At 59.9% G+C, this 12,743-nt stretch carries 14 protein-coding genes; 9 read left to right on the forward strand and 5 right to left on the reverse strand.

All coding sequences use genetic code 11. The features are described 5' to 3' along the window. Positions 1-24 precede the first annotated feature (24 nt). The 3 genes from CUR33_RS15200 (at position 25) to CUR33_RS15210 (ending at position 3,194) form a co-directional block, all read left to right on the forward strand. Positions 25-333 carry a hypothetical protein gene (locus tag CUR33_RS15200; RefSeq protein WP_090253450.1) on the forward strand — a complete coding sequence of 103 codons (309 nt, stop codon included), beginning with the start codon at positions 25-27 and terminating at the stop codon, positions 331-333. A 75-nt stretch (positions 334-408) separates the two neighbouring features. Continuing rightward, positions 409-1,896 carry a polyphosphate:AMP phosphotransferase gene (gene pap, locus CUR33_RS15205; RefSeq protein WP_090253452.1) on the forward strand — a complete coding sequence of 496 codons (1,488 nt, stop codon included), beginning with the start codon at positions 409-411 and terminating at the stop codon, positions 1,894-1,896. Positions 1,897-2,009: 113 nt separating this feature from the next. After that, positions 2,010-3,194, forward strand: a complete 1,185-nt coding sequence (locus CUR33_RS15210) for a thiolase family protein (RefSeq protein ID WP_289240190.1) — start codon at positions 2,010-2,012, stop codon at positions 3,192-3,194. Between the two features lie 62 nt (positions 3,195-3,256). Here the strand turns inward: CUR33_RS15210 and CUR33_RS15215 are convergent, their stop codons facing one another. Then, positions 3,257-3,466, reverse strand: coding sequence for a DUF6316 family protein (locus CUR33_RS15215; protein ID WP_090253457.1), 210 nt, complete (start codon positions 3,464-3,466; stop codon positions 3,257-3,259). Between the two features lie 9 nt (positions 3,467-3,475). Then, entirely contained in the window at positions 3,476-3,628 is a 153-nt protein-coding gene (locus CUR33_RS15220) for a hypothetical protein (RefSeq protein ID WP_289240191.1), read from the reverse strand. 127 nt (positions 3,629-3,755) lie between these two features. On the opposite strand from CUR33_RS15220, the gene CUR33_RS15225 reads away from it, so the two are divergent. Then, positions 3,756-4,715, forward strand: a complete 960-nt coding sequence (locus tag CUR33_RS15225; protein WP_289240192.1) for a DMT family transporter — start codon at positions 3,756-3,758, stop codon at positions 4,713-4,715. Between the two features lie 12 nt (positions 4,716-4,727). Here the strand turns inward: CUR33_RS15225 and CUR33_RS15230 are convergent, their stop codons facing one another. The 3 genes from CUR33_RS15230 to CUR33_RS15240 all read right to left on the reverse strand — a co-directional run bounded on the left by CUR33_RS15230 (position 4,728) and on the right by CUR33_RS15240 (position 7,865). Then, a complete protein-coding gene (locus tag CUR33_RS15230; protein ID WP_170048847.1) occupies positions 4,728-5,348 on the reverse strand; it encodes an NAD(P)H-dependent oxidoreductase in 621 nt (206 codons plus the stop codon). After that, the gene (locus CUR33_RS15235) at positions 5,341-6,735 is read right to left on the reverse strand and encodes a class II fumarate hydratase (protein WP_289240193.1); all 1,395 of its coding nucleotides are present in this window, start codon (positions 6,733-6,735) and stop codon (positions 5,341-5,343) included. Before CUR33_RS15235 ends, CUR33_RS15230 begins: the two co-directional genes overlap by 8 nt. Before the next feature lie 119 nt (positions 6,736-6,854). Beyond that, on the reverse strand, positions 6,855-7,865 hold the full coding sequence (locus CUR33_RS15240; protein WP_289240194.1) for a DUF2804 domain-containing protein: 1,011 nt from the start codon (positions 7,863-7,865) through the stop codon (positions 6,855-6,857). A gap of 265 nt (positions 7,866-8,130) precedes the next feature. Between CUR33_RS15240 and CUR33_RS15245 the strand changes: the two genes are divergently transcribed. From CUR33_RS15245 to CUR33_RS15265, 5 genes are all read left to right on the forward strand, one after another. Beyond that, positions 8,131-8,631, forward strand: a complete 501-nt coding sequence (locus tag CUR33_RS15245; RefSeq protein ID WP_090253470.1) for a DUF2059 domain-containing protein — start codon at positions 8,131-8,133, stop codon at positions 8,629-8,631. 12 nt (positions 8,632-8,643) lie between these two features. Continuing rightward, positions 8,644-8,937: a BolA family protein gene (locus CUR33_RS15250; protein ID WP_090253472.1), complete on the forward strand. Its 294-nt coding sequence runs from the start codon at positions 8,644-8,646 to the stop codon at positions 8,935-8,937. A gap of 242 nt (positions 8,938-9,179) precedes the next feature. Continuing rightward, the gene (trhO, locus tag CUR33_RS15255) at positions 9,180-10,118 is read left to right on the forward strand and encodes an oxygen-dependent tRNA uridine(34) hydroxylase TrhO (RefSeq protein ID WP_289240195.1); all 939 of its coding nucleotides are present in this window, start codon (positions 9,180-9,182) and stop codon (positions 10,116-10,118) included. A gap of 2 nt (positions 10,119-10,120) precedes the next feature. Further along, a complete protein-coding gene (locus CUR33_RS15260) occupies positions 10,121-10,753 on the forward strand; it encodes a DsbA family protein (protein ID WP_289240196.1) in 633 nt (210 codons plus the stop codon). Beyond that, positions 10,746-12,524: an ABC transporter ATP-binding protein gene (locus tag CUR33_RS15265; RefSeq protein ID WP_289240197.1), complete on the forward strand. Its 1,779-nt coding sequence runs from the start codon at positions 10,746-10,748 to the stop codon at positions 12,522-12,524. Before CUR33_RS15260 ends, CUR33_RS15265 begins: the two co-directional genes overlap by 8 nt. Positions 12,525-12,743 lie beyond the last annotated feature (219 nt).

Here is a 12,743-nt window from a genome sequence, read left to right on the forward strand (position 1 = left end):
ACTCAATGAGGCGGAGACATATCGATGCACTGTCCCCAACCGCTTATTCGCCTGGCCCCGATCACGTCCGGGCTGACCCTGCACAATCCGAAAATCCTGCTTGGCGGTAGCCACCAGCCGACCTTGCTGCGCTACCTAGATGGTTGGCCCAAGCGTTGGCCGGGACCGCGGACCTTTCTGATCAACTTTGTTCACGACGGCGAATCCCTGGCGCGCTTTGCCAGCAATCATTTCGATATGGCGGTGATCCAGGCGCCAACGGCCGCGCAGCTGGATGAAACCGTGCGGCAGTTGACGCGCGTAGCCAAGCAGGGGCTGATTACCCGGCGCTGAGTGAATCCCACAATAGCTTTGGCCAAAGCCACCGCCGATCCGCTAGGCTCAAACGATATTGTCAGGGAGTGGGCTATGTTCGAATCCGCCGAGATCGGCCGCAGCATTGATAAAGAAACCTTTGAGGCCGAGGCCCCTGCGCTGCGCGAAGCACTGCTGGAAGCGCAGTATGAGCTGCAGCAGCAAGGGCGTTTTGCCGTGCTTATTCTGATCAACGGCATCGAAGGTGCGGGTAAGGGCGAGACGGTCAAGCTGCTCAATGAGTGGATGGATGCGCGACTGATTCAGGTCAGTACCTTCGATCAGCAGACTGATGAAGAGCTGGCGCGCCCGCCGGCCTGGCGTTACTGGCGGCAACTGCCGCCCAAGGGACGTATCGGCATTTTCTTCGGCAACTGGTACAGCCAGATGCTGCAGGGGCGGGTGCATGGGCGGATCAAGAATGCTGTGCTCGATCAGGCCATCGATACCACCCTTGGGCTGGAGCGCATGCTCTGCGATGAGGGCACGCTGATCTTCAAGTTCTGGTTCCACCTGTCCAAACAGCAGATGAAGGCGCGGCTCAAGGCGCTGCAGGATGACCCGCTGCACAGCTGGCGTATCAGTCCATTGGACTGGCAACAGTCAAAAACCTACGACAAGTTTGTACGCGTTGGCGAGCGTGTGCTGCGCCGCACCAGTCGCGATTATGCGCCCTGGTATGTGGTCGAAGGGGCTGACGAGTATTACCGCAGCCTGACGGTCGGACGCATTCTGCTCGATGGCTTGCAAGCCGCGTTGAAGGCCAAGGCGCGCCCAGTACCTCATCCTCATGCCGCGCCGCTGACATCCAGCCTGGATGAACGTGGGCTGATCGACAGCCTGGACATGACCCAGGCGCTGGACAAGGACAGCTACAACGAGCAACTGGTGGTTGAACAGGCACGCTTGTCCAGCCTGATGCGCGACAAACGCATGCGCCGCCATTCGCTGATCGCGGTGTTCGAAGGTAATGATGCCGCCGGCAAGGGCGGCGCGATTCGCCGGGTGATCGGTGCGCTTGATCCCCGCCAGTACCGCATCGTTCCAGTTGCCGCGCCAACCGAAGAAGAGCGCGCGCAGCCCTATCTGTGGCGTTTCTGGCGGCATATTCCACCGCGCGGTAAGTTCACCGTATTTGATCGCTCCTGGTATGGCCGGGTGCTGGTGGAGCGGGTCGAGGGCTTCTGCAGCACCGGCGACTGGTTACGCGCCTATGGCGAGATCAATGATTTCGAGGAGCAGCTCAGCGAAGCCGGCGTGGTGCTGGTGAAGTTCTGGTTGTCGATTGATCAGCAGACCCAGTTGGAGCGCTTCAAAGCCCGCGAACAGATCCCCTTTAAACGCTTCAAGATCACCGAAGAAGACTGGCGCAACCGTGAGAAATGGCCGCTGTACCGCGATGCGGTAGGCGATATGGTCGACCGCACCAGCACGGAAATCGCACCGTGGACGTTGGTGGAAGCCAATGACAAGCGCTTTGCCCGGATCAAGGTGCTTCGCACCATCAACGAGGCGCTCGAAGCGGCGTTCAGCAAAGACTAAGGCACATGGGCAAGAGGATGGTCGCGCATACGGCTGATGAATGATCATCGCTGAGCGAGATTGTCCGGCTTTATTCTTGTTGGCAACTCAACCCAATAACAATGAGGTGCGACATGCGTGAAGTGGTGATTGTTGACAGCGTACGGACTGGTTTGGCCAAGTCCTTCCGTGGCAAGTTCAATCTGACCCGTCCAGACGACATGGCGGCTCATTGCGTCAATGCATTGCTGGCGCGCACCTGTATCGACCCAGCGCTGGTGGATGACTGCATCGTTGGTGCCGGCTCCAATGAAGGCGCTCAGGGCATGAACATTGGCCGTAACGTGGCGGTGTTGTCCGGACTGGGCACCAACGTGGCGGGCATGACCCTCAATCGTTTCTGCTCTTCAGGTCTGCAGGCCATTGCGATTGCAGCTAACCAGGTGGCGTCGGGCTGCAGCGATGTAATCGTGGCGGGCGGCGTTGAGTCGATCACCATGACCCTGAAAAGCATGAACACGCAGAACCTGTTCAACCCGCTGCTGCAAAAAGACGTGCCGGGCATCTATTACCCGATGGGCCAGACCGCCGAGATCGTCGCCCGTCGTTACAACGTCAGCCGCGAAGCCCAGGACGCTTATGCTCTGCAGAGCCAGCAGCGCACTGCGCGGGCGCAGGCCGAAGGCCTGTTCGACGATGAAATCGTGCCGATGCACGTCAAGTATCAAGTCGAAGATAAAGCCACCGGCGAGAAGAGCATCGTCGACGGCATCGTCGCTCACGACGACTGCAACCGTGCTGACACCACTCTGGAAAGTCTGGCCGCGCTTAAGCCGGTGTTTGCCGATGACGGTTCGGTCACCGCTGGCAACGCCTCACAGCTCTCCGATGGCGCTTCGATGACCCTGGTGATGAGCCTGGAAAAAGCCATCGAGCTGGGTCTCAAACCACTGGCGTTCTTCCGTGGCTTTGTTGCCGCCGGTTGTGAGCCGGACGAGATGGGCATTGGCCCGGTGTTCTCGGTGCCCAAGCTGCTCAAGGCCAAGGGCCTGAGTATTGCCGACATCGACCTGTGGGAGCTTAACGAGGCGTTTGCTTCGCAGTGCCTGTATGCCCGTGACCGTCTGGAAATCGACAACGCCAAGTACAACGTCAACGGCGGCTCGATTTCCATCGGCCACCCGTTCGGCATGACGGGTTCGCGTCAGGTCGGCCATCTGGTGCGTGAGCTGCAGCGGCGTAACCTGCGTTACGGCATCGTCACCATGTGTGTGGGCGGCGGCATGGGCGCGACCGGGTTGTTTGAAGCCGTGCGCTGATCGTCCTGCTCTCAATAAAAAACCGCGACATGTCGCGGTTTTTTATTGGCTGGTTTTTGTGTTCAGAATGCGCGACTTTCGATGATCTCGTTGGCCTGTTTCATCCGGCGTATATAGAAAGCGATCTCCCGTTCAGCATCCGTTCGGTTGAAGTACGGGCCTTCCAGCGTACCCTCGCGGGTGGAAAAGAAGTATTGCCCGTTGACCGCGCTGACGCGCTCACTGCGGTAGTGGGTCCCGGGGTTATGGTCGATATGACGTTGGCCGAACATAAATGAACCTCACGCAAAATGAGCTGTTGAGGTCAGTTTAAACGGCGTTTGGATGGCTGCAGATTTTGACGACAAATGGTCGGTTTTGCCGAAATTCGGCTTGATTTCACTGGTTTTCATATTTTTTGACGCCAGAGCGCTGGCTTGATGCGGTGCAGCCATCAGTACAGTTTCCGTGAATTGCGGTGCTTGTCTGTGACTGTGCCGGTTTGCTGGGACGACCTAGAATGCGGCGTTACCGCTCTAACCCACATCGGGCAGAGGGTGCGGTGCTGGTTGCGAGGCGTTTATGCACATTTCTTCCGGTCGTTGGCTCTACGGTCTGTTTCTCGCGCTGCTGACCGCCGTGCTGTGGGGCGTGCTGCCGATCAAGCTCAAGGAAGTGCTGCAGGTGATGGACCCGGTCACGGTGACCTGGTATCGCCTGCTGGTTTCCGGCTCTATCCTGTTGGCCTATCTGGCTGCCAGTCAGCGCTTACCGGCGTTTCGCCCGCTGGGCAAGAAAGGTGGCGGGCTTCTGCTGCTGGCGATTGCCGGGCTGACCGGCAACTATGTGCTGTATTTGACGGGGCTTAACCTGCTTAGCCCTGGCACGACTCAGCTGGTGATTCAGGTAGCTCCGATTCTGTTGCTTGTCAGCAGTATTTTTATCTTTCGCGAGCGATTCAGCTTTGGCCAAGGGCTTGGCTTGTTGGTACTGCTGGTCGGTTTTGCTTTGTTCTTCAACCAGCGTCTGGATGAGCTACTGACCTCGCTGACGGCCTACACCACCGGTGTATTGATTGTATTGCTGGCGGCGTTTGTTTGGACGTTCTACGGCTTGGCGCAAAAGCAACTGTTGACGGTGTGGAATTCGCTGCAGGTGATGATGGTGATCTACCTGGCCTGCGCTGTATTGCTGACGCCTTGGGCACACCCGCTGCAAGCACTCGAGCTCAACCCATTACAGGGGTGGCTGCTGTTCGCTTGCTGCCTGAACACCCTGGTGGCTTATGGCGCGTTTGCCGAAGCATTGGCGCATTGGGAGGCTTCGCGGGTCAGCGCCGCATTGGCGATTACGCCGTTGGTGACGTTTGCGTCGGTGGCCCTTGCTGCCAGTTGGTGGCCTGATCATGTGCAGCCCGAACAGATCAATTGGTTGGCCTATGGCGGCGCCGTACTGGTGGTGCTGGGCTCGGCGCTGACGGCGATGGGGCCGTCATTGTTGGCGGGTTGGCGCACCCGCAAGGCGCGTTTGGCTGCGCTCTGACCTAAGTAACGTTCAGGCCCGGCTGCCGAGCGTTTCTGCCCGGCGTAACCAACTCTGACGTTGCTCTTCGCTGGACGGGCGCACCGGCGCGAATTCGGCCAGGCGGCGAGTTTTGATGCCGCTGAAACCGAGGATGGTGCGAGTCATCTGCCGATGCCCGGGGGCCCCATAAATCCAGCGGAAGTACCAGGGCGGGGTATCCATGGTCACCAGCAGGTCAGCCGTGCGCCCCGTCAGCAGCTTGTCCCAGAGTTGCGAGCGGTTGCGGTACTTGAAGGCGAAACCGGGTAGAAAGGTGCGGTCAAAAAAGCCTTTGAGTAGCGCGGGAATGCCGCCCCACCAGACCGGATAGACGAAGACCAGATGCTCGGCCCAGTGGATCTGCCGCTGCGCTTCCAGCAGGTCCGGTTCCAAGGTCTGGCTTTGCTCGTAGCCATCGCGCAGCACCGGGTCGTAGTTCATTTCGCCAAGCTTCAGCTGGCGCACCACGTGGCCCTTGCTGCGTGCGCCCTGGGCATAGGCTTCACCGAGGGCATGGCAGAAGCTGTTGCCCTTAGGTGTGCCGAGAATCATCAGGATGCGTTTGCCATCACCTTCCAGTGGCGTTGCGCCGCTCTTTGCCGCTTCACTCATGTTGACCTGCCTCCAGCATGTTTTCAGGACGCACCCAGGCGTCGAATTGTTCATTGCTCAGGTAGCCCAACTGCAGTGCTGCTTCGCGCAAGGTGGTGCCATCCTGGTAGGCCTGTTTGGCGATTTGTGCGGCTTTGTCATAGCCGATATGCGGGTTCAGCGCCGTGACCAGCATCAGACCGCGTTCCAGGTGCTCGGCCATTTTCCCTGCGTCCGGTTGCAGGCCAGCGACGCAGTGTTGTTGGAAGTTATGGCAGCCATCGGCCAGCAAGCGGATCGATTGCAGCAGGTTGTGAATGATCACCGGTTTGAACACATTGAGTTGCAGATGGCCCTGGCTTGCGGCAAAGGTAATCGTGGTGTCGTTACCCAGTACCTGGCAGGCCAGCATTGACAGCGCCTCGCATTGAGTGGGGTTGACCTTGCCCGGCATGATCGAGCTGCCCGGCTCATTGGCGGGCAAACGTACCTCGGCCAACCCTGCGCGCGGGCCGGAGCCCAGTAAACGCAGATCGTTAGCCAGTTTCATAAGGGCCACTGCAAGGGTTTTCAAGGCACCGGATAGCGCCACCAAAGGTTCATGGCCGGAGAGGGCGGCAAACTTGTTCGGCGCACTGACCAGTGGTATGCCACTTAAGGCGGCCAGTTCGGCAGCCATAGCATCGGCAAAGCCCTGCGGTGAATTCAGTCCGGTGCCGACGGCCGTGCCGCCTTGGGCCAGTTCGCAGACGGCTGGCAGCGCAGCCTGGATGGCGCGTTCGGCATAACCCAGCTGCGCGACAAAGGCCGATAGCTCCTGTCCGAAGGTCATCGGTGTGGCGTCCATCATGTGTGTGCGACCGGTCTTGACCAGCCGAGCATGCCGTTCAGCCTGCTCCTGCAAGCCATCACGCAGTTCGCGCAGTGCGGGCAGAAGTTGCTGCTGCACCGCTTGCACAGCGGCGATATGCATAGCGGTTGGGAAGCTGTCGTTCGAGCTTTGCGCGCGGTTGACGTGGTCGTTGGGGTGCACCGGTGTTTTGCCACCACGGCCGTTGCCGGCCAGTTCATTGGAGCGCCCAGCGATCACTTCATTAACGTTCATATTGCTCTGCGTACCGCTGCCGGTCTGCCAGACCACCAGGGGAAATTGCTCATCATGCTGGCCGGCTAAGACTTCATTGGCGGCCTGCTCAATCAGCCGGGCCAGATCTGCGGGCAATTCACCGATACGCTGATTAACCCGCGCCGCAGCTTTCTTGATCAGCGCCAGGGCATGCACCACTGGCAAGGGCATGCGCTCCTGGCCGATGGCGAAGTTGATCAGCGAGCGCTGAGTCTGTGCGCCCCAGTAGGCTTCATCCGGCACGTCGATGGGGCCGAGGCTGTCGGTTTCAGTGCGGCTCATGGCGATTCTCCTGAGGGTTGAGCGTGCAGCAAGCAACTTGCCCGGCGGGTGGATGCCCGCCCGGGTGTATTTCAGCTTAGGTTGCGATGCAGCAGGAGAGGTTCAACCGCAATGGCCGATTACCAGCGGGCGCGGGTTTCACCGAGCCAGCCAAGGGCGTTGTTGACTGGCACTCGTTCACCTTCCGGACCGCGTAAAACCCCCTCGAAATGTCCGAACCACTGCTGCGTATCTGCATAAAACGGCCCGAGACGGCGGTAGGCCTGGTGACGCTGGCGTGGGGTGAAGGTCAGCTGTACGGCATTATCCGGGCTGCGCAGTTGCCAGGGCGCCAGGGGGTTGTGCGGCGCCTGAGTGATGGCAATGGGGATATCCAGATGCTGCAACTCGCCACCAAACCACAGGGTGTTTTCCGACAGGCCACTATGGTCCGTCCAGCCAGAGCCGAAGTTGCCGGCGATGCCACCCGGCGCGGCAAAAGCGGCGCGGGTCCAGTGACTATTGAGCGGCCAGACGCCACGGCCGAAATCCAGCGAGGCAAAGCTTTGCCCATTTACACAGCTGTAATGCTGTTTGCCCAGTTGCACGCTGCCACTGCAGGGCAGGCCTAGCTGACGACTGGTGGCGTGAAAGCTATGTGGGCCAAGCGGGGCGACTAGGTTGACCGAATCCAAGTGGCCAGGGCGCTGAATGTCCAGGGCGACTTGCAGTGGTTGCCCGCCAATATCCGGTGCATTGATGGTGATACGGGTGCGTCCGGTGTGTTCAGCCACGCGCAGTTGTAGGCGTGGGTGGTTGAATTCGTGGCTTGCCTGCGGTTGGTCTGGCAGGTCACAGCCACGGCCGAACAGGCGGTACTGGCTGTAGGCGACGGCTTGGCCGCTTTGCAGATCAAGGAAGTAGGCGGCGGCGTAACCCAGGTAGTCAAGGTCGGCCTGGGTGAAGGAGAGCATCCACTGCGGGGTGGTGATGCACCAATGGTTCCAGCGTTTGCGCCGACCGAAGTGCCCGGGTATGGCGCAATCGATCATGGGCCTTGGCGACCAGCCGATGGCCTGCGGGTTGAGCAGGCCGCGGCTGTCGCATAGTGCGATGGCGGCAAAAGGCTCTGGGTGAGTGAAACTGTTCATCGACACGTCCATGTGTGTGCTGGCGCCTACCTTGTGGGCTCAAAGGCGCGCTGAAGCAGAAGATGGCTTATCTCGTCGAGCATGCACAGGCGCGGACCTGCTCGGCAAGTGCTGGCATTTTGGCCTTTAACCAGTCAGTGCGCCAGTGCACAGTTGTAGCGTGAATCAATCGATGCTCTGACTGGCTTGAGTGTGACCCGCGCTTGGGCACAAAATGCTGGCAATTGAGTCCAACAGCACTCATGCCCTTTCTCAGGAGTAGTACATGTCACGTTTACCTGCCTTTTGCGCTGCCCTAATACTGACGTGCGGTAGTGCTCAGGTGCTCGCCGATGCCAAAAGCCACGCGGCTGACGCTGAGCGCTTCCTGCTGCTGGCTCGCGCTGACAAGCTGGCTGTTCCGGTGTATGCCCAGGTGCAGCAGATGTTTGCCCAGCGTTTTGCCGAAAGTAATGCGCCGCAGAGCGAGAAGGCTGTGCTGGAAACCTACCAGGCTCAGGCCAATGCGGCTCTGGAACAGGCCGTGGGTTGGGACAAGCTCAAGCCGGATATGGTCAAGCTCTACACCAGCAACTTCAACGAGCAGGAAATGAAGGACCTGATCCGTTTCTACGAGTCGCCGCTGGGCAAGAAAGTCCTCGAGAAGATGCCAACGCTGACCGCACAGTCGGCGCAGCTGACCCAGGGCAAGCTGGAAGCCGCCGTGCCTAAGGTCAATCAGCTGTTGGCAGAAATGACTACCAAGCTGACTCCAAAGAAGCCCTGAGTGACAGTCCCTATGCCGAAGATCGATTTGTTGCAGGCCGCTCTGGCAAGCCTGCAGCCCCAGCAGCTCGATGTGCTGGATGAAAGCCATATGCACAGCCGGGGGCTGGAAACCCATTACAAGGCGGTGATCGTCAGCGAGCAGTTTGCTGGCCTGAATGCGGTTAAACGCCATCAGAAAGTCTACGCCGCCGTAGGTGAACTGATGGGGCAGATCCATGCCCTGGCGCTGCATACCTATACACCCGATGAGTGGACACAGCAGGGCGTGGCTCCGGCTTCGCCGACCTGCAAGGGCGGCCACTGAGGCAATTCGCCTCTACACGGTTCCCCTCAAGGACAGTAAACTGCGCACCCCGCCGGCCTAGCGCCGGCGGTTTTGTTTGTGACCCGCCTTCCATGGCGGCCACTCCTGGGGGGCCGTCGCGGAGCGACGTCAAAAATTGCTCCCGGCAATTTTTTGTGGTCCTCCAGCCTGGCAAAGCCGCTGCTGGTCACGTTTGTATCCCGGTCCGCCCTTTACGTGGGCGACTACTGAAGGATTTGCTTATGACTGACAAGATCGTTGTCGCTGCGCTGTATAAATTCGTTTCCCTGCCTGACTTCCATGACCTGCGTGAGCCGCTGCTGCAATGCATGCTGGATAACGCGATAAAGGGCACCTTGCTGCTGGCTGAAGAGGGCATCAATGGCACCGTCTCCGGTTCGCGCGCCGGTATCGATGGCCTGATGGCCTGGTTTGACCTGGACCCGCGCCTGGCTGATATCGACCACAAGGAATCCTACTGCGACGAGCAGCCGTTCTATCGCACCAAGGTCAAGCTGAAGAAGGAAATCGTCACCCTGGGCGTGCCCGGCGTTGACCCGAACCAGAAGGTCGGCACCTACGTTGAGCCCAAGGACTGGAACGCGCTGATCTCAGACCCCGAAGTGCTGCTGATCGATACGCGCAACGATTACGAAGTGTCGATTGGCACCTTCGAGGGCGCGGTAGACCCGAAAACCAAGTCGTTCCGCGAGTTTCCCGACTACATCAAGGCGCACTTTGACCCGGCCAAACACAAGAAGGTCGCGATGTTCTGCACCGGAGGCATCCGCTGCGAGAAGGCCTCCAGCTATATGCTCGGCGAGGGCTATGCCGAGGTCTATCACCTCAAGGGCGGCATCCTCAAGTACCTCGAAGAAGTGCCGCAGGAAGAAACCAAGTGGCAGGGTGACTGCTTTGTTTTCGATAACCGGGTTACTGTGCGTCACGACCTGAGCGAAGGCGATTACGACCAATGTCATGCCTGCCGCACCCCGGTGTCGGTGGAAGATCGTCAGTCCGAGTTCTACACCCCAGGCGTCAGTTGCCCGCATTGCTGGGACTCGCTGCCGGAGAAAACCCGCGCTGGCGCCCGCGAGCGTCAACGGCAGATTGAATTGGCTAAAGAGCGCAATCAGCCGCACCCACTGGGCTACAACCCCCGACAAAATCGCGAGGCTTAAGCATGCACGCACGCCTGCTCTATGTGATGGACCCGATGTGTTCATGGTGCTGGGGTTTTGCCCCAGTGCTGGAGTCCCTCGCGGAGCAAGCGGCTGCGGCCGGTGTTGGGCTGGAGTTAGTGATGGGCGGGTTGCGCCGTGATGGTGTGGCTATTGATGCCGCCGCCCGTGTGCGATACCTGGGCTATTGGCAGGCGGTCAATGCCAGCACCGGGCAGCTATTCAACTTCAATGCCGGTTTGCCTGAGGGGTTGGTCTATGACACTGAACCGGCCTGCCGCGCTCTGGTGACAGCACGCAACCTGGCGCCCGAGCTGGTCTGGCCGCTGGCCCGACTGATTCAGCGGGCGTTCTACACCGAAGGCGTGGATGTCACCCGCGCCAGTGTGTTGGTGGAGTTGGCCGAGCGCACCGGGATTCCGCGCATCGTGTTTGCCGAAGCCTTCGACAGCGCTGCACAGCGCGCCGCCACCGCCGCTGACTTCAGCTGGACTCAGGATCTGGGCATTGCCGGCTTTCCCACGCTGCTCGCTGAACGCAACGGCCAACTGGCGCTGCTGACCAACGGCTACCAACCCCTGGACGTGTTGCAGCCCTTGCTGACGCGCTGGCTGGAGCGGGTTGCCCATGCCTGATCATTTGAGTTGGGTGGAAGTTCGTCGGCTGGCCCTGCAGCACAAGAAGGCGTTGATCTGGGCCAACCTGGTTGCCGTGCTGGCCACTCTATGTAGCGTGCCGATCCCGCTGTTGCTGCCGCTGTTGGTCGACGAAGTGCTGCTCAACGACGGTGACGCCGCGCTCAAGGTGATGGACAACTTCCTGCCGGCGAACTGGGAAACCGCCGCAGGCTATATCGGCCTGATGCTGGTGCTGACCCTGTTTCTGCGCGGCGGTGCGCTGATCTTCAACGTGCTGCAGGCGCGGTTGTTTGCCCGCTTGTCGAAAGACATCGTCTACCGCATCCGCATTCGCCTGATCGAACGGCTCAAGCGGATTTCCCTTGGCGAATATGAAAGCCTCGGCGGCGGCACCGTGACCACGCACCTAGTTACCGACCTCGATACCCTGGATAAGTTTGTCGGCGAAACCCTCAGCCGTTTTCTAGTGGCCATGCTAACCCTGGCCGGCACCTCGGCGATCCTGATCTGGATGCACTGGCAGCTGGCGCTGCTGATCCTGTTGTTCAATCCGCTGGTGATCTACGCCACGGTGCAACTGGGTAAGCGGGTCAAACACCTGAAGAAGCTGGAGAACGACAGCACTTCGCGCTTTACCCAGGCGCTGACCGAAACCCTCGAAGCGATTCAGGAAATCCGTGCCGGCAACCGCCAGGGCTTCTTCCTCGGTCGCCTCGGTGGTCGTGCCAAGGAAGTGCGCGACTACGCCGTGGCCTCGCAGTGGAAGACCGATGCCTCGAATCGCGCCAGCGGTCTGCTGTTCCAGTTTGGTATCGATGTATTCCGCGCGGCGGCCATGCTCACCGTGCTGTTCTCTGATCTGTCGATCGGCCAGATGCTCGCGGTGTTCAGTTACCTGTGGTTTATGATCGGCCCGGTCGAGCAGCTGCTTAGCCTGCAATATGCCTTCTACGCCGCCGGTGGCGCGCTAACGCGGATCAACGAGCTGCTGGCGCGCAAGGACGAGCCGCAATACCCCGGCCGCGTCGATCCGTTCAAAGGCCGCGACACCGTGGGCATCGAAGTCAGTGGGCTGACCTTTGCCTATAACGACGAACCGGTGCTTAACCAGCTTAATTTGAGCATCGCCCCAGGCGAGAAGGTCGCTATCGTCGGCGCCAGCGGCGGCGGCAAGAGCACCCTGGTGCAGTTGCTGCTGGGGCTGTATACGCCGCAGGCCGGGACTATCCGGTTTGGTGGCAGCAGCCAGGAAGAGATCGGTCTGGACGGCGTGCGTGAGCATGTGGCGGTGGTGCTGCAGCATCCGGCGCTGTTCAACGACACGGTGCGCGCCAACCTGTGTATGGGCCGGGAACGTGGCGATGACGCTTGCTGGCGTGCGCTGGAAATTGCTCAGCTGGCCGACACCATTCACGGCTTGCCGCAAGGTCTGGACAGCATCGTCGGCCGTTCCGGCGTGCGCCTCTCCGGTGGCCAGCGTCAGCGCCTGGCCATTGCCCGTATGGTGCTGGCCGAGCCGAAAGTGGTGATTTTGGATGAGGCCACATCGGCCCTGGATGCCGCCACCGAATACGCCCTGCACCAGGCGCTCAATCAGTTTCTGCATGGCCGCACCACGCTGATCATCGCTCACCGCCTGAGTGCGGTTAAACAGGCTGATCGGGTGTTGGTATTCGACGGTGGCAGCATCGCCGAAGACGGCGGCCACCAAGAGTTGATTGCCGAAGGTGGGCTCTACGCCAAGCTCTACGGCCATCTGCAGCACTAAAAAAGCATTAAACGCACCGTTATTTCGCGGGCATGGCCTGCTCCTACCCGCGTAGGAGCGGGCCATGCCCGCGATTGGTTGTGGGTTTCAATCGGGCCTGAACCACTGCGGCCTTGCACCTGGCAGCTAAATCGACCGCTTTGTAAATTTATCGTTACGCATGTTGGGTGCTTTCGGTCAGCATTCCCGCTGTTTCTCTAGCTGTATTAAAAACTTGCC

Source organism: Pseudomonas sp. FEMGT703P (assembly GCF_002786345.1).
GTDB lineage: Bacteria > Pseudomonadota > Gammaproteobacteria > Pseudomonadales > Pseudomonadaceae > Aquipseudomonas > Aquipseudomonas peli.